The organism is Pseudogulbenkiania sp. AW2-16, from assembly GCF_056824575.1.
In genome coordinates this window covers 32,705-49,040 of record NZ_CP157668.1, presented here as the reverse complement: position 1 = coordinate 49,040, position 16,336 = coordinate 32,705, and the positions used below count along the sequence as shown (strand labels likewise).

At 65.8% G+C, this 16,336-nt stretch carries 14 protein-coding genes, 4 tRNA genes and 2 pseudogenes; 8 read left to right on the top strand and 12 right to left on the bottom strand.

The annotated features are described in order from the left end of the window. Window positions 1-129: 129 nt before the first annotated feature. The 3 genes from gntR to ABKF58_RS00250 all read left to right on the top strand — a co-directional run bounded on the left by gntR (window position 130) and on the right by ABKF58_RS00250 (window position 3,248). The gene (gene gntR, locus ABKF58_RS00260) at window positions 130-1,149 is read left to right on the top strand and encodes an HTH-type transcriptional regulator GntR (RefSeq protein ID WP_482582989.1); all 1,020 of its coding nucleotides are present in this window, start codon (window positions 130-132) and stop codon (window positions 1,147-1,149) included. Between the two features lie 193 nt (window positions 1,150-1,342). Then, the gene (locus ABKF58_RS00255) at window positions 1,343-1,849 is read left to right on the top strand and encodes a gluconokinase (RefSeq protein WP_294864513.1); all 507 of its coding nucleotides are present in this window, start codon (window positions 1,343-1,345) and stop codon (window positions 1,847-1,849) included. Window positions 1,850-1,886: 37 nt separating this feature from the next. Continuing rightward, entirely contained in the window at window positions 1,887-3,248 is a 1,362-nt protein-coding gene (locus ABKF58_RS00250) for an MFS transporter (RefSeq protein WP_482582988.1), read from the top strand. 214 nt (window positions 3,249-3,462) lie between these two features. On the opposite strand, the gene ABKF58_RS00245 is transcribed toward ABKF58_RS00250, so the two are convergent. Continuing rightward, window positions 3,463-4,086 carry a response regulator transcription factor gene (locus tag ABKF58_RS00245; protein WP_482582987.1) on the bottom strand — a complete coding sequence of 208 codons (624 nt, stop codon included), beginning with the start codon at window positions 4,084-4,086 and terminating at the stop codon, window positions 3,463-3,465. Further along, a complete protein-coding gene (locus tag ABKF58_RS00240; protein WP_482582986.1) occupies window positions 4,083-6,746 on the bottom strand; it encodes a PAS domain S-box protein in 2,664 nt (887 codons plus the stop codon). Before ABKF58_RS00240 ends, ABKF58_RS00245 begins: the two co-directional genes overlap by 4 nt. Before the next feature lie 166 nt (window positions 6,747-6,912). Here ABKF58_RS00240 and ABKF58_RS00235 point away from each other — a divergent pair. After that, window positions 6,913-7,899, top strand: a pseudogene (locus ABKF58_RS00235) (ABC transporter substrate-binding protein); the annotation flags it as partial. 237 nt (window positions 7,900-8,136) lie between these two features. On the opposite strand, the gene ABKF58_RS00230 reads toward ABKF58_RS00235, so the two are convergent. From ABKF58_RS00230 to ABKF58_RS00210, 5 genes are all read right to left on the bottom strand, one after another. Continuing rightward, the gene (locus ABKF58_RS00230) at window positions 8,137-8,811 is read right to left on the bottom strand and encodes a GntR family transcriptional regulator (protein ID WP_008955298.1); all 675 of its coding nucleotides are present in this window, start codon (window positions 8,809-8,811) and stop codon (window positions 8,137-8,139) included. A gap of 142 nt (window positions 8,812-8,953) precedes the next feature. Continuing rightward, window positions 8,954-9,029, bottom strand: a tRNA-His gene (locus ABKF58_RS00225). Window positions 9,030-9,074: 45 nt separating this feature from the next. Then, window positions 9,075-9,150 (bottom strand) — tRNA-His (locus tag ABKF58_RS00220). A gap of 22 nt (window positions 9,151-9,172) precedes the next feature. Then, window positions 9,173-9,249 (bottom strand) — tRNA-Arg (locus ABKF58_RS00215). Window positions 9,250-9,275: 26 nt separating this feature from the next. Continuing rightward, window positions 9,276-9,352 (bottom strand) — tRNA-Pro (locus ABKF58_RS00210). Between the two features lie 114 nt (window positions 9,353-9,466). Between ABKF58_RS00210 and folD the strand changes: the two genes are divergently transcribed. The 3 genes from folD to ABKF58_RS00195 all read left to right on the top strand — a co-directional run bounded on the left by folD (window position 9,467) and on the right by ABKF58_RS00195 (window position 11,948). Further along, a complete protein-coding gene (gene folD / locus ABKF58_RS00205) occupies window positions 9,467-10,318 on the top strand; it encodes a bifunctional methylenetetrahydrofolate dehydrogenase/methenyltetrahydrofolate cyclohydrolase FolD (RefSeq protein ID WP_008955297.1) in 852 nt (283 codons plus the stop codon). Between the two features lie 163 nt (window positions 10,319-10,481). After that, window positions 10,482-11,345 carry a formyltetrahydrofolate deformylase gene (gene purU / locus ABKF58_RS00200; RefSeq protein WP_008955296.1) on the top strand — a complete coding sequence of 288 codons (864 nt, stop codon included), beginning with the start codon at window positions 10,482-10,484 and terminating at the stop codon, window positions 11,343-11,345. A gap of 3 nt (window positions 11,346-11,348) precedes the next feature. Continuing rightward, window positions 11,349-11,948, top strand: a complete 600-nt coding sequence (locus ABKF58_RS00195) for a hypothetical protein (RefSeq protein ID WP_008955295.1) — start codon at window positions 11,349-11,351, stop codon at window positions 11,946-11,948. Here the strand turns inward: ABKF58_RS00195 and ABKF58_RS00190 are convergent. From ABKF58_RS00190 to rlmD, 5 genes and pseudogenes are all read right to left on the bottom strand, one after another. Then, a complete protein-coding gene (locus tag ABKF58_RS00190) occupies window positions 11,909-12,262 on the bottom strand; it encodes a thioredoxin domain-containing protein (RefSeq protein WP_008955294.1) in 354 nt (117 codons plus the stop codon). The genes ABKF58_RS00195 and ABKF58_RS00190 overlap by 40 nt on opposite strands. After that, on the bottom strand, window positions 12,259-12,408 hold the full coding sequence (locus ABKF58_RS00185) for a hypothetical protein (protein ID WP_482584423.1): 150 nt from the start codon (window positions 12,406-12,408) through the stop codon (window positions 12,259-12,261). Before ABKF58_RS00185 ends, ABKF58_RS00190 begins: the two co-directional genes overlap by 4 nt. Before the next feature lie 136 nt (window positions 12,409-12,544). Then, window positions 12,545-12,655: pseudogene (locus ABKF58_RS00180) on the bottom strand (NUDIX hydrolase); the annotation flags it as partial. 166 nt (window positions 12,656-12,821) lie between these two features. Continuing rightward, window positions 12,822-13,508 (bottom strand): YecA/YgfB family protein, encoded by a 687-nt coding sequence (locus ABKF58_RS00175; RefSeq protein ID WP_482582985.1) that lies wholly within the window; start codon window positions 13,506-13,508, stop codon window positions 12,822-12,824. A 183-nt stretch (window positions 13,509-13,691) separates the two neighbouring features. Further along, on the bottom strand, window positions 13,692-15,245 hold the full coding sequence (rlmD, locus tag ABKF58_RS00170) for a 23S rRNA (uracil(1939)-C(5))-methyltransferase RlmD (protein ID WP_482582984.1): 1,554 nt from the start codon (window positions 15,243-15,245) through the stop codon (window positions 13,692-13,694). Between the two features lie 124 nt (window positions 15,246-15,369). Between rlmD and ABKF58_RS00165 the strand changes: the two genes are divergently transcribed. After that, a complete protein-coding gene (locus tag ABKF58_RS00165; protein WP_008955290.1) occupies window positions 15,370-16,287 on the top strand; it encodes a L,D-transpeptidase in 918 nt (305 codons plus the stop codon). Window positions 16,288-16,336: the final 49 nt, after the last annotated feature.

Here is a 16,336-nt window from a genome sequence, read left to right as displayed (position 1 = left end):
CGTGAAGCGGCAGGCGCCGCCGGGGCGGGCCGCAGCCAAAAGGCATAGGGCGGCGGCAGTGTGGTTTGATACACTGCCACGGCAAGGCGGCCGCGCCGCCTCCCGTTCACCGAATCAAGCCGTTCAACCATGTCTAGAAAACCGCGCCTACGCTCCGGAAGCGGCGTCACCATGCACGATGTCGGGCTGGCCGTCGGCGTCAGCGCGATCACCGTATCGCGCGCGCTGTACTCGCCGGAGCGCGTCTCCGATACCCTCCGCAGCAAGATACTGGAAGCCGTGGAGCGGCTGGGCTACGTGCCCAACCGCTCGGCACGCGCGCTCGCCTCGGCGCGCTCGCAGACCGTGCTGGTGTTGATCCCCTCGCTGACCAACACGGTCTTCATCGACACCCTGGCCGGCATCGAGGACGTGTTGCGTCCCGCCGGCTACCAGATGCTGATCGGCAATACCCACTACAGCGCGGGCGAAGAGATGCAGCTGCTGCGCGCCTACCTCGAGCACCAGCCGGACGGGGTGCTGGTGACTGGTTTGTCGCAGCCGCCGGAATTCGCCCAGACCCTGGAGCGGCAGGGGATTCCCGCTGTGTACATGATGGACCTCACTGCGGATGGTCGCCGTTGCGTCGGCTTTTCCCAGGAAGACGCGGGCGAAGCGATCACCCGCCACCTGCTGGAGCGCGGGCGCCGGCGCATCGCCTTCATGGGGGCGCAGCTTGACGAGCGCGTGCTCAAGCGCCTGGACGGCTACCGCAAGGCGCTGCACGCCGCCGGCCGCTACGACGCGGCACTGGAAGATCTCGACCCGGCGCCGTCCACGATGCAGATGGGGGCCGATGCGCTGACGCGCTTGCTGCGGGCCCATCCCGATTGCGACGCCGTGTTCTGCTGCAACGACGACCTCGCCATCGGCGCGCTCGCCGCCTGCCAGCGGCTCGGCCCGGCGGTGCCGCAGCGCATGGCGATCGCCGGCTTCAACGACCTGCAACCCGCCGGCTGGGTGACGCCGCCGCTGACCACGGTGGCCACGCCGCGCTACCGCATCGGCACCGAAGCGGCCAGGCTGCTGCTGGCGAGCATCGCTGGCGAAGCCGATGCCGTGACCTGTCATGACCTGGGTTTCACTGTCATGCCGCGGGCCAGCTCCTAGCAGCCGAAACCGTTTCCAGTCGTACCGGCTGCCTGCGCCGGCGTGGGCAGTTTTGCAACACCTGCTCGCACTCGGTCTGCGGCATGAAGCAAATTCTTGCCTGCTTCGATTTGTTAGCGCTAACATCCGAAAAAACAGCCAACGCCCGCGCTCACCGCAGGCGTTTTTCTCAATCTGAAATGTTAGCGCTAACATGAAAATGCCGAACATCGTGGTCATGGGGGTTGCCGGTTGCGGCAAGAGCAGTCTCGGCGAGGCTCTGTCCGAAACCCTCGGCGCCACTTTCATCGAAGGCGACGCCTTTCACCCCGCCGAGAACATTGCCCGCATGTCCGCCGGCATCCCGCTCACCGATGCCGACCGCGCCAGTTGGCTCGGCGTGCTGGCGGCACGGCTTGCCAGCGGACGGGCAGGGGGAGAGCGCATGGTGCTGGCGTGCTCGGCGCTCAAACGCCGCTACCGCGACGCCTTGCGCGAGGGAGACCCCGGGCTGCTGTTCGTCCACCTGAGCGGCTCGCGCAGCCTGATCGCCGAGCGCATGGCCGCTCGCTCCGCCCATTTCATGCCGCAGAGCCTGATCGACAGCCAGTTCAGCGATCTGGAGGCGCTGCAGCCGGACGAGCAGGCCATCGTCTGTGACATTCAGCAACCGCTCGCCAGCTTGCGTGATCGCGTGCTCGAGCAGTTGCACAGCAAGTAGCACCCAAACACGTCATAACTACACGGAGGAGAACACAATGACGACCCACAACACCACCGCCCGCGTGCCGACGCGCCGCTGGCGCATCGGTGCCCTGCTCGGCATCGGCGTGCTGGTCAACTATTTCGACCGCATCAGCCTGTCGGTGGCGGCGCCGCAGTTGCAGCAGGAGTTCCACCTCACTACCGGGGACATCGGGCTCTTGTTCAGCGCCTTCTTCTGGGCCTACGCCTTGCTGCAGATTCCTACCGGGGTGGTGCTCGACCGTTTCGGCGTCACCAAGGTCGGGCGCTGGGGGGCGTTCCTGTGGGGCATCGCGGCCACGCTGACCGCCTGTGCCGGCGGTTTCGGCGGCGTGTTCGCCGCACGAGCCCTGCTGGGGGTGGCCGAGGCGCCGGGCTTCCCGGTCAGCTCGAAGGCCACCGGCTACTGGTTCCCGCGCCGCGAGCGCGCTATGGCGACCGCGCTGTTCGACGCCGCCGCCAAGTTCTCCAACGTGATCGGCGTGCCGCTGGTCGCCCTGACCGTGGTGCATCTCGGCTGGCGCTGGGGCTTTGGCCTGTCAGCCCTGTTGAGCCTGTGCTACTTCCTGGCCTTCTACCTGCTCTATCGTGACCCCAGCGCCGACAGCAAGCTGTCCAAGGCCGAGCACGATTACATCGTCCAGGGTGGTGCCACGCCGGAAGGGGTAAGCCAGGAGAGTTCGCTCAACATGCTGGGCTACCTGCTCAAGCAGCGCAAAATCTGGGGGCTGTCGATCGGCTTTGCTGCCTACGGCTACGTGTTCTACCTGTTCCTGACCTGGTTGCCGGGCTACCTGGTGCAGGCGATGCACATGAGCATCCTCAAGTCGGCGACGTTCGCTGCCGTCCCCTGGCTGTTCGCCACGCTGTCCGATCTCTTGGTGGGCGGTTGGCTGATCGATCACCTGATCGCCAAGGGGCATGACGAGACGCGGGTGCGCAAGGGTGTGCTGGTGGCCGGCATGCTGTGTGGCCTCGGCCGTGTTCGGCGCCACCACCACCACCGATCCTTACGTCGCCATCGTCTGGATCACCATCGCGCTGAGCGGCCTGGCCGCCGCGGCGCCGGTGGGCTGGTCGCTGCCGTCGCTGATCGCCCCGCACGGCGGCACCGGCACGGTTGGCGGCATCATGAACTTCGCCAACAACATGATGGGCGCGGTGGCGCCGATCGTGACCGGCTACATCGTCGGCGCGACGCAGTCGTTCTCCAACGCCTTCCTGGTGGCGGGCGTGGTGCTGGTGATCGGCGTGTTTGCCTTCGTGTTCCTGCTGGGCAAGATCGAGCCGATTCCGGAGCCGGGCAAGGATGCGGTGCGCCGTGTCGGTGGGACCGCCAAGGCCGGCACCCCTTCCGCTACGCGCTAGAGGCGTGAAAGCGTCCTGCCCCGGCTGTGGGCGAGACGCTTCGCAAACGCACAAGGCCGCCCGGTGACGGGCGGCCTTGTGCGTTCCGGCTTGAGTATCAAGAGTCGCTAACAAAACCCAGCGCAGCGGTCTTGGCTAGGCGCGCGGCCGCAGACAGTACAAGGTAGTACGGCCAGGCCGCGCAACAACGCCAAGAGGCTTCTGTTAGCGGCTCTAGGGGGGTCAGCCCTTCTGCTGGCGATAGGCCACCACCGCCTGCACCAGATCGGCGATCGAGCGCGCGCCCATCTTGTCCATCATCTTGCCGCGGTGCGCTTCCACCGTCTTGATGCTGATGCCGAGGTCGTCGGCGATCACCTTGTTCATCTTGCCCTCGATCACCTTTTCCAGCACCTCGCGCTCGCGCACCGTGAGCGAATCGAGCCGTTCCGCCATCTTGCTGAGGCTGGCGGTGCTGTCGAGGCGCTGCCGGCAGGCCGCCAGCGCGCTGTCCACGGCGTCGAGCAGGGCCTGCTGGTTGAACGGCTTTTCCAGGAAGTCGTGGGCGCCGCGCTTGACCGCCTGCACCGCCATCGGCACGTCGCCGTGCCCGGTAATGAAGATCACCGGCCACGGGTTGCCGCGCCGGCCCAGTTCCTCGAATAATTCCAGTCCGCTCATGCCGGGCATGCGGATATCCACGATCAGGCAGCCGGCGCCGGACGGCACCACCCGGCCCAGGAAAGCTTCGGCGCTGCCGTGGCACTCCACCTGGTAGTCGTGGCTTTCCAGCAGCCAGAGCAGGGAGTCGCGGAACGGTTCGTCGTCATCGATGATATGGATGGGCGCTTGCTTGGTCGTGTTCATGCTTCGGTCACCGGCAGGGTCAGGCGGAAAATACTACCACCGTCCGGGTTGTCTTCCACCCAGAGTTGACCCTGATGGAATTCGATGATGGTGCGGCAGATGTTGAGCCCCATGCCCATGCCTTCCTTCTTGGTGGTGAAGAAGGCGTCGAACAGGCGCTCCTTGAGATCCGCCGGCACGCCGTGGCCGCGGTCGGCGATGGCGACCTCGACCCGGCGCGGATTGAGCACGTCGGCGCTGACGATGAGCTGGCGCCGGGCGGGTTCGGTGTCCTGCATCGCCTCGATGCCGTTCTTGATCAGGTTGAGCAGCACCTGCTCAATCAGGATCGGGTCGACGCAGACTTCCGGCAGGCGTGGCGGCAGTTGCAGGTCGATGGTGGCGGCGTAGCGGCGCGCCTCGATGTCGGCGATGGCGAGCGTGGCCTCGACGATATCCGTCAACTGGCAGGGCTTGCGGTCGGGTTCGCTCTGTTTCACGAATTCGCGCACGCGGCGCACGATCTTTCCGGCGCGTTCGGCCTGGGCGGTGATCTTTTCCATCACCGGCAGCAGCGATTCGGCGCTGGCGCGGCCCTGGCGCAGCCGTTCGATGCAGCCGGCCTGGTAGTTGGCGATGGCCGACAGCGGCTGGTTCAGCTCGTGGGCCAGGGTCGAGGCCATCTCGCCCATGGTGACCAGGCGCGAGGTGGCCTGCAGCTTTTCCATCTGCTGTTCGTAGCGCTGCTCCGCCTCGTGCTGCTGGGTGATGTCGGTGAGGATCACCATCAACGTCGGCCGGCCGTCCACCCAGCGTACCTGGCGGCGCCGCGCCGACAGCCAGCGCGGCGGGTTGGCCAGCTGCAGCTGGAGGTCGAGTTCGGAGCGTTCGGCGTCGCGCATCAGGAAGGCCAGGCGCAGGTCGCAGCAGCTCGCGCTCTCCTCCTGCCCCAGCACGTTGTCCGGGTCGAACCACTGGCGGTAGTGCTGGTTGCAGAACAACAGCTCGTGGCTGGCCGGGTCGACCACCGCCACCGCGGCGTCCAGGCCCTCGATGACGGTGACGAAACGCTCGTGCGAGGCCTCCAGCCGTTGCTTGGCCTCCTGGCGCTCGGTGATGTCGGTCATCGCCGTCATCCAGCCGGTGTGCTGGCCATCGTGGTCGATCAACGGCGAGATCAGCAGATTGACGTGGATTTCCTTGCCGTCCTTGCGGCGGATCTGGGTCTCGAGGCCATCCTGTGGCGCGTTGCCGGTCAGCGCGGCCGCCATGTGGCGCTGGTGCAGTTCGGCGGCTTCGCCGGAGCGCCAATAGGGGTAGGGCGGCAGCTGGCCCAGCAGTTCCTGCTCGTGGTAGCCGGTGATGTCGCAAAAGGCCGGGTTGACGTAGGTGATGCGCCCTTCGAGGTCGATGGCGCGCAGCCCCACCACCAGCGAATCTTCCATCGCCTTGCGGAAGGTGGATTCCTGCCAGAGCGCTTCCTGCGCTTCCTTCTTGGCGGTGATGTCGCGGCCCGAGACGTAGATCACGCCGCTCTCCGGCAGCGGGCTCAGCGCCCACACGATCCAGTGCGTGGCGCCCTCGCGCGTCAGCACCCGGGTCTCGACGTAGCGATGGCTCTGGTCGGCGCCGAGCATGTCGAAAAAACCTTCCTTCAGCATGTCGCGCTCGCTGGGGTGCAGGTAGCTCAGGAAGGAGGTGCCGATGAGTTGCTGTTGCGAGTAGCCGAGCACGGTTTCGAACGCCGGGTTGACCTCGAGCAGGGTGCCCTCCGGGCTGATGATGCCGAGCAGATCCTGTGACAGGCGGTACACCCGGTCGCGCTCTTCTTCGGCGCTGACGCGGCGGCGGATATGACGGTTGAGGCTGAGCAGACTCATCAGGGTGAGCAGGGTCAGGCCGACGATCAGCCCCAGTTGCAGGACGCGGCTCGGGCTGGTCGCCGTCTTTACCGGGCGGGCGATGATGGCGAGCCCGGTGCCGGGCAGGTCGAGCTTTTCGGAGAGCGTCCCGCTCAACCGCTGCTGGGCGTTGTGGCCGATGTCACGGCCCTCGGCGTCGATCAGCTCGAGCTGGTATTTCTCGGCAAACCACGACGGAGGCAGGCGGCGGATCAGCGTGCCGGTGTTGAACACGGCGATCATGGTGCCGACAAACTGGCCGTTGCGCAGCACCGGCACGTGCAATTCGATGCGCCATTGGCCGTCCGCGCTCTGGTAGGGCCGGCTGTAGACCGGCCGGCTCTCGATGCGCGCCTTGACGAAGGCGTCGGCGCTGGGGCCCGAGAGGCCGTCGCCCAGCGTCAGCGGGCCGTCTTCATAGGGGGCGATCCAGCGCAGGATCATGCCGGTGTCGGCGCGCACCACCGCCAAGAGTTCCGGGGTGTTGCCGATGAATTGCGCCGCCTGGAGTTGGAAGCCGCTTTCGTCGAGATCGTCGCGCCCCGCTTCGCGCGCGAGTTCGGTGAGCTGGTTGAGATTGTCTTCGAGGTGCAGTTGCAGCGTCTGTTCCGCCCACAGCGCGTCGCGCGCCAGCGCGGTACGCAGCTGCTCGGCTTCGCGCGAATCAAGCGCCCACAGCATCACCGCCATGGTCAGGAAGAACAGCACGATGCTGGCGTTGGGGAACAGCCGGTACCAGCTCGGGCGCTGGCGCTGGGCGGTGGAGTGGTAGCGAAGCATGCGTAAGGTGTCCGGACGAGGTGGTCCTGTACCACCGGCGTGGTGCCGGCAACAGAACGTGAGTGTAGGCCAAGCCGACGCCGAAGATAAGCCGGGTTAGCCCGCAGCGTCGGGCTTGTTGATTGGCGTGCGCCCCGTTAAGCTTGCGCTCCGGAGAAAAGAGACAATGAAAACAACTATTTTGAAGCGCGCTCTGATGCTGGCGGGGTTGCTGTGGGCGACGCTGGCCGGCGCCGTCGAGCCGATCCGCATCGGCGTGCCGGGGGCGTATACCGGAGGGTCCTCGCCGATGGGACTCAGCATGCGCAACGGCATCCGGCTGGCGGCGCAGGAGATCAACGCCCGTGGCGGCGTCTTGGGGCGGCCGCTGCAGCTGGTCGAGCGCGACGACGGCGGCAACGCGCTGCGCGGCCGGCGCGTCAACGCCGAGCTAATCCGTCAGCCGGTGGTGGCGACGGTCGGCCTGGTGAATACCGCGGTGGCCGAAGCGGTGGTGGGGCTCTACCAGGAGGCGCGTGTGCCGCTGGTGATTGCGGTGGCCACGGCGGCAAAGCTGACCCAGCCTGCGCGCGACGGCTATGTGTTTCGCGTCGCGCTGTCCGACACGGTGCAGGCGCGGCTGATCGCGCGCGAGGCGGTGGAACGTGCCGGCTATCGCCGCATCGCCATCTTCGCCGACACCACCCGCTACGGCGAGCAAGGGGTGATGGAACTGACCGCCGCGCTGGCGCGCTACGGCGTGCGGCCGGTGGTGGTGGAACGCTTCGACCTGCACGAGCGCGACATGGACGAGCCATTGCGCAAGGCGGCGCGCCAGGGGGCCCAGGTCATTCTGACCTATGCCATCGGCCCGGAGCTGGTGGAAATCGCCAACGGCATGGCGCGGATGGACTGGCAGGTACCGCTGATCGGCAGCTGGACGCTGTCGATGTCGAATTTCATCGACAACGCCGGTCCCAACGCCGACGGCACGCGCATGGTGCAGACCTTCATTCCGGAGGGGGCCGGCGGGCGGCGCAAGGCGTTCATCGACGCCTACCTGGCGCTGAGCCATGGCCGGCGCATTGCGTCGCCGCCTTCCGCGGCGCAGGGCTACGACGCCATGTTGCTGCTGGCGGCGGCGATCCAGCAGGCCGGCAGTACCGACCGGGCCGCGATCCGACGGGCGCTGGAGCAGCTGCAACGGCCGGTCGACGGCGTGATCACGCGCTACCGGCGTCCGTTCAGCCCGACTAGTCATGAGGCGATCGACGAAACCGTGCCGGTGATCGGCAAGGTGGCGGGGGGAAGTGGTGCATGCCTATCGCGAGGACAGGCTGAAGGGCATGAAGTAAGTCTGTGTGAGTTGCTGCCGCGTTCGGCCAACCTTAGAAGGTTGGCCGAAGCGTTTTTAACGCGGCGAACCCTGGTTCTTGAGGTAGCTTTCCAGCGCGTTGCCGGCCGACAGGATGTGGAAGCGGATGAACTCGGCCGCTTCCTCGGCCGCGCCTTGCTGGCACAGCTCCAGCAGCTTGGTGTGTTCGGCGTGGGCGCGTTCCATGGTCTGGGTGAACAGGATCTGCATGCGCGTGTAGCGATCGGTCTTGTTGTGCAACTGCTCTATCAGCGCCAGCGTGTTGGGGCGCTTGGCGGCACGGTACAAGGCCAGGTGGAAGCGCGAGTTCAGCTCGCCCCAGTGGCGGATGTCGTTGGTCTGCAGCGCGATCTCGAACTGCTTCAGGGTGTCGGCGGCCATGGCCAGGTCGGCCTTGGTCTGGCGCGGTATGGCGGCGCGCAGCAGCGAGCTTTCCAGCATGGCGCGGATGTCCAGCAGTTCCAGCACGTCGTCCAGCGACAGTTTGGATACCAGGGCACCCTTGTGGTCGATGATCTGGATCAGGCCTTCGGCCTCGAGCTGGCGCAGCGCCTCGCGCACAGGCACCCGGCTCACGCCGTATTCATTGGAAAGCGCTTCCTGGCGCAATTGCTGGCCGTCGGCAAACTCGCCCGACAGGATGCGTTGGCGCAGGGATTCGGTTACGGCACTCGTCAGCGTCTGGCGCTTGATCGGCTGCAGGGTGGTCATGGGGTGGAAGCTCTGTCAGTCAATCGGATACATACAAATGTATTCAATTATTACGGAGCGGGGCAGGGGAGACAAGTGAAACTGCGGCCGGCAGGAGCACGTGCAACAAAAAAACCGGCCCTCGGGCCGGTTTTTGCAAGACTGGGGTGGATAATGGGACTCGAACCCACGACAACCGGAATCACAATCCGGGACTCTACCAACTGAGCTATATCCACCGCCGTAAGCGGTACGACTGAAGCTGGCGCTTCAATCAGGAATTTTGGGGTGGATAATGGGACTCGAACCCACGACAACCGGAATCACAATCCGGGACTCTACCAACTGAGCTATATCCACCACTGTCTTACTGCTGTACTACTGGCGCGCCCGACAGGACTCGAACCTGTAACCCCCGGCTTAGAAGGCCGGTGCTCTATCCGGTTGAGCTACGGGCGCATCCTGCACCGAGTGCGCGGAGTTTCTGGTCGGGGTGGAGGGATTCGAACTCTCGACCCCCTGATCCCAAATCAGGTGCGCTACCAGGCTGCGCTACACCCCGACGACAGAGAGCGCAACTATACGGATCGAGCATAATGCTGTCAATACCCGTTGAGCTTAGGGGGTGAAAAATGAGAAAATGCCGTTTTTGGTTGGTTTGGTTTCGGGACAGAGCATGACGGCACAACTCATTGATGGCAAAGCAGTAGCAGAAAAATTGATCGGGCGCGTACGCGAAGGCGTGGATGCACGCCTCAAGGCGGGCAAGCGTGCTCCGGCACTGGCCGTCATCCTGGTCGGCGACGATCCGGCCTCCGGCGTGTACGTCGGCAACAAGAAGCGCTCGTGCGAGAAGGCCGGCATCCGCTCGGTGGCCTACGACCTGCCCGCTTCCACCTCGCAGGAAGAGCTGCTGGGGATCATCGACCAGCTCAACGCCGACGCCAGCATCGACGGCATCCTGGTGCAGCTGCCGCTGCCCAAGCAGATCGATCCGCAGTCGGTGATCGAGCGCATCGACCCGAAGAAGGACGTGGACGGCTTCCACCCCTACAACATGGGCCGTCTGGCGGTGAAGATGCCGCTGCTGCGTCCGTGCACCCCGCGCGGCGTGATGACCCTGCTGGAAGAGTACGGTATCGATCCGAAGGGCAAGAAGGTGGTGATCGTCGGCGCGTCCAATATCGTCGGCCGCCCGCAGGCGCTGGAAATGCTGCTGGCGCGCGCCACCGTGACGGTGTGCCACAGCGCCACCACCGATCTGCCCAAGGAAGTGTCCGAGGCGGACATCGTGGTGGCCGCGGTGGGCATCCCCAACTTCATCAAGGGCGAGTGGGTCAAGCCGGGTGCGGTGGTGATCGACGTGGGCATCAACCGCCTCGACAGCGGCAAGTTGTGCGGCGACGTGGAGTTCGCCACCGCCAGCGAACGTGCCGCCTTCATCACTCCGGTGCCGGGCGGCGTGGGTCCGATGACCGTGGCCACCCTGCTGCAGAACACGCTGGATTCGGCCAACCTGAACGCCTGAGGCCTTGCGGGCAGGAGGGCGCCGGGTCGTATCGGCGGCGTGACGGTGCGGGGCGCTGGTTTATCCCCTTCGCGTGCACTGCCCCTGCCGTGAGACATGCGGTGTTGCCTGGCGCGCGGAATGCCGCCGCCGGCACATCGGCTTTCGTTTCTGGGAGTGAACAATGAGTCATAACAAGAATTCGGCCACGCTGCTGATCAGCTGCCCCGACAAGAAGGGGCTGGTGGCGGCCATCGCCAACTTCCTGATGACCTACAACGCCAACATCATGCATGCCGACCAGCATCAGGATGTCAGCGAAAACCTGTTTCTGATGCGCATCGAGTGGAGCCTCGACGGCTTCACGCTGCCGATGGAGAGCTTCGCCGCGGCGTTCCAGCCGATTGCCGACAAGCACGGCATGACCTGGCGCGTGTCGCTGTCGAGCCGCAAGCCGCGCATGGCGATCTTCGTTTCGAAATACGAACACTGCCTGGTCGACCTGCTGCACCGCTGGCGCATCGGCGAATTGAACTGCGACATTCCGCTGATCATCTCCAACCACGAGGACTGCCGCCGCATGGCCGAATTCAACGGCATCCCCTACCACGTGGTGCCGGTGACGCAGACCAACAAGGAAGAGGCCGAGGCGGAGCAGTGGCGCTTGCTCGAGGAAGCCGGGGTGGACGTGATCGTGCTGGCGCGCTACATGCAGGTGCTGTCGCAGCGTTTCGTGGAACGTTTCCCGAACCGTGTGATCAATATCCATCACAGTTTCCTGCCGGCGTTCGACGGCGCCAAGCCCTACCATCGTGCGTTCGCGCGCGGGGTGAAGCTGATCGGCGCCACCAGTCACTACGTGACCGAGGTGCTGGACGATGGTCCGATCATCGAGCAGGAGGTCACGCGCATCTCGCACCGTGACGACGTCGAGGACCTGGTGCAGAAGGGGCGGGATCTGGAAAAGGTGGTGCTGTCGCGCGCGGTGCGCTGGCACCTGGACGATCGCGTGTTGTCCTACAGCAACAAAACCGTGGTGTTCGATTAAGACATGCGTATCCTCTTTGACGATGCCCTGGACTTGGTGCGTTTCCGTGTCCGGCCGCTACAGCACTACCAGTATGCGTTCTGGCAGCCGGCGCTGTTGTTGACGGCGCTCGGTATCATCGCCAGCGCCGGCGCCGACGGCCTGGGTGACAACGTCGAGGGGCGCGTGGCGTTCTTCCTGCTGTTCACCTGGCTGGAGACGCTGTTGTTCACCCAGTTCATGGGGCTGTGGCTGCGCCTGGGCAAGTGGAAGCCGAGCGGTTCGTTGTTCGGGCTGGTGGTGGCGGCCAACAGCGTGCAGATTCTCGAGCCCCTGACCAGCTGGCTGCCGGACGACGCGGCGCTGATCGGGGCCTTCGCGTTGTCGGTGCTCACCATTACCATCCTGGTGCATGCCCTGACCGCGGTATCCGGGGTGTCGCGGCTGCGCGTGCTGGTCGGCGTGCTGCTGTTCTCGCCGCTGGCGATGATGCTGATGGGCTCGACGCTGTCGCTGGCGGCGTCGCTGGACTGGGTGCAGGTGCCGCCCGAGCTGGGGCTCGAGCTGAACCAGGGGGATGCGGCTCAGGGGGCTTCCGACGGCGGCGACGCCAACGCGATCTGAATCGCTTCGGCCAACTTGGCCCGTTCCAACGGCGCGTTCACCATGGTGTGAAACGCGCCGTTGTCGTATAGGGCGAGCGCCGGCAGGTGGAATAGCTCGAATTCGTGCGCCAGCGCGCTGCTCACGGCGATGTCGACGTAGCACAGCTGGCGGATGCGGGGCGGGACCAGCCGGGGCAGGCGGGCGTGCCACACCCGGCAGGCGCCGCAATGGGGTTGGCCGAACAGCACCAGCGTGGCCCCGGGCAGGGTGGGAAGGATGTGGTGAAAGCGGAACTCGTCGAGTTCCAGCCAGGGCAGGGTGGCGCTGCTCATTCCACCTTGGCGATGTAGCGCGCCAGCCCGAGAAAGGCGCGCAAGGCCTCGCCCTTGGGGGTGGTGTCGCTGCGCACGCGGGCGTAGCGGCGCAGGATGGCGCGCGCGTCGTGCATCAGGTCGAGCTCGCTGTCCGGCGAGGTCACCAGGGCGATGCGCTCGACTTCGCCCTGCGGCTTGACCTCGGCCCTGGGCGATCGCCAAGTAGACCTTGTGCGCGGCGTGCGGGGTGATGTGGTCGAACAGGTACAGCATCGAATTGATGCGCAGGCCGGTTTCTTCGCGTACTTCGCGGATTAGTGCCTGCGAGCGCAGTTCGCCACGGTTGGCCTTGCCCCCCGGCAGCTGGTAGCGCCCTCCGCGCGTCGCAGCTACCAGCACCCCGTCCGGCATCTCGATGATCGCCGTGGCGCGCCGCGCCAGCGTTGGCGGCAGTCGCTGCTCCGGTCTTCTTGCTTCCTGTATCGTCATTTCTCGTGATTCTTTGGGTTATGTCGGACCGCTCGCCGGCGGCCTGTCGCCATCCCGGGTGGACCGGGTGGCGTGGTTGCGTACCGGCTCAGCGCCGGCCGCCGTCCTTGCTTTTTTTGCCGGGGCGTACCGGGCGCGGGGTCTGGGCGGGTTTCGCCGTCTCTGCCTGTTCCGCCGCCACGCTCTCCTGCTCCATCTGCCGGCGCATGGCGGCAAAGAAGCGGTAGATCGCCTCGACCGCCGGCGAGATGCCGGCAAGCCATTGCTCGCGCTGTCCGGCGTCGGCATTGTCCACGTAGGGGCGCATTTCCGGATCGGGGTGGTGTTCGAACGCCAGCGCCATGATCGGCACCAGCGCCTCGGCCTGCTCTTCATCCTCGAACAGCAAGCCCCAGTCCTCGTTCATCAGCTCCATGCCGGCGGTGAAGCCCTGTGCCCAGTCGTTGCCGTGCACCACACCGTGCTCGTCCGGCTCCAGCCAGGGGTGGAACTCGCGTCCCGAGTGCAGTGTGTCGGCGATGTCGAGCCAATGGCCCATCAGCAACGAGACGAACTGCTCCAGCGCCTTCTGCGAGCTGAAGGCGGTCTCGTCGTCGAAGGCGTCGCCCAGGATCAGCGGCAGCACCTCGCTCGGCTTGATCGGTTCCGGCCCGCACAGCAGGGCGGCGAAGAAGCCGTCGAGCTGCTCCAGGCCCATGCAGTGCTGGGCGCGAAAGCGGGCCAGGGTGGTGGCCAGGTTTTGGTAGTCGCGGTCGGTGAGGGGTTTGTGGCTCATGGTGATCGGCGTCGCTAAAGGATGGCTATTATCGGGCAAAACAGCCGTTTGAGGCGGGGTGGCGGCAAAACAATGGCGGACCGGTGTGAAAGCGCGCTGCGAGTGCGGCACAGTCCTTGGCGCTGCCCGCCCCAGGGGCCGGCAGCCAACCCGTTGTTGCGTCGGGAGGCTGCCGTGAGCGGCTTACTGCTCGCTGTCGCTCTTGGTCGCGTTGCGCGCGTCGTAGTAGGCCTGATTGGCGAGGTAGTGCTGGCGGCGCGCTTCCTTCTTGGCGGCGCGCTCGGCCTCTTCCTCGGCCTTCTGGCGGGCGGCCTCGGCTTCGCGCGCCTTCTTGGCCGCCTTGGCGGCTTCGCGGGCGGCGGCTTCGGCCGCTTCCATCTCGTCCATTTCCTTCCTGGACTTGCACGGACCGGTCTTCTCGAACCAGGCCACCGACTCGACGTGGGCGGTGTGCGGGAACATGTTAATGATGCCGGCCGCCTTCAGCGTGTAGCCCTTGGTGTTGACCAGGATTCCGGCGTCGCGCGCCAGCGTCGCCGGGTTGCACGAGACGTAGACGATGCGCTGCGGTGCGGTGTCGTCGGTGAGGGCCTTGAGCAACTGTACGGCGCCGTCGCGCGGCGGGTCGACCAGCATCTTGTCGAACTTGCCGAGCGCGGCGAAGCTCTCCTCGGTGACGTCGAACAGGTTGGCCATCTCGTAGCTGACCTTGTGCTCGAGGCGGTTGTGGCGGGCATTTTCCACCGCGCGCTTGACCAGCGCTTCGCTGCCTTCCATGCCGTGCACGTCGGCGCCGGAGCGGGCGATCGGCAGGGTGAAGTTGCCGATGCCGCAGAACATGTCGGCGATGCGCTCGCCGGGCTGCGGGTCGAGCAGCCTCAAGGCGCGCGTCACCATGACGTTGTTGATCTCCGGGTTCACCTGGGTGAACTCGGTGGGGTAGTAGGGCATCTCGACGCTGAAGTCGCGCAGCGTGTAGGTGAGCTTGGGCGCGTCGAGCGGGTAGAGCGGATAGCAGGTGTCCGGCCCCTTGGGCTGCAGCCAGATCTGCAGCGGACGGCCCGGTTGCGAGTGGGTGTCGGAGAAGCGGCGCAGGATGGCCTCGTCGGCAGCGCTGATGGCGTCCATGTTGCGGAACACCAGGATGTCGAGCTTTTCGCCGACGGCCACTTCGATCTGCGGCATGCGGTCGCGGATCGACAGCGTGTAGATCATTTCGCGCAGCGGCACGATCAGCGCCGAGATGTGCGGCGGCAGGATGTGGCACTCGCTCATCTCGGCGATGTAGCTGGAGCGTTTCTCGTGGAAGCCGACCAGCACGCCGCCTTTCTTCTCGACCAGGCGCGCCGAGAGACGGGCACGGTGGCGGTAGCCCCAGGCCGGGCCGGCGATCGGTGTCAGCATGCGTTCGGCGCCGACCTTGCCGATGTGCTTGAGGCTGTCTTCCAGCACGCGCTGCTTGATGGCGACCTGGGCCGAGAATTCGACGTGCTGCATCGAGCAGCCGCCGCAAACGCCGAAGTGCGGGCAGCGTGGCGTGGTGCGCAGGAAGCTTTCTTTCAGTACCGCGCAGGTGTCGGCGTTCTCGTAACTGGGTTTCTTGCGATAGGAGCTGTAGCTGACGGTTTCGTACGGCAGCGCCCCATCGATGAAGATCGTCTTGCCCTCTACATGGGCGACGCCGTGCCCTTCGTAGTCGAGGGATTCGATCAGGGCGACTGGTTGGGATGGATTCATCGTTTTCCGTGTCAAATCAAAACGGTAAAACGGTAATTTTCGCAAAATACGCCGTGCCGCGCTGGGTTTTTTGCAAGCGGGTGCACGGCGGGGTTTCTGCTAAAATGGCGCGACCGGATAATTGATGGAACGAATGGGTATGGTGGGTGCAAGGAGTAAGCGGGTTGTCGCGGCGGCAATGCTGGTGGCCGCGGCGTTGGCGCGGGCCCAGGTGCCGGCGCCGGATGTGCTGATCAACGGCAGCGGCTTGCACGTGGTGATCAACCTGCCGCAGACCCGGCTGTTCGTGTATCGCGACGGTACGCTGCTCAAATCCTACCCGGTGGCGGTGGGCAAGATGCTGACCCAGACGCCGACCGGCACCTACGCCGTGACCGGCATTTATCCCAAGCCGATCTGGTACGTGCCGAAGTCGATCCAGGAGGAAATGAAGCAGCAGGGCAAGCCGGTGCTGACCTCGGTGCCGCCGGGGCCGGACAATCCACTCGGCAACGCCTTCGTGCGCTTTGGCGACCCGCGGCTGGGGCTCGGCATGCACGGCACCAACGTTCCCACCAGCGTGCCGGGCTTCCGCAGCCACGGTTGCGTGCGGCTCAAGAACGAGGACATCGACGAGCTGGCCAGCACCGTGTCGCCGGGAGCGGCGGTGACGGTGGCCTACCAGACCGTGTTGTTGAATGAGGATGCCGCCGGCGAGCTGTGGCTGACCGCGCTGAAGAATCCGTACAAGTACGACGATCCGTCGTTCAAGCAGCTGGCCCAGGTGCTGCTGGCGTGGCAGTCCAGCCGCCAGGTGGCGGTGCACGGCAAGCGGGTGGACGTGGCGCTCAGGGAGCGCAACGGCAAGCCGGTGTGCCTGAGCTGCAAGTCGGCCGACAAGGCCCGCATCAGCGGCGAACTGTCGGCCCTGCGCTGGCTCAGTGGCGGCAGCAAGGCGCCGGAGCTGGCGCCGGCCGAAACGGCTCCCGCCGCGCCGGAGGCGCTGCCGGAGACGGTCAACAAACTGGAGCCGCGCCCGGCGAAAAAACCCGCCAAGGTGTGAGAACCACCGTTTTGAGCCAACCAGCCGCTGCCCGTCGGGCCGCGGCTTT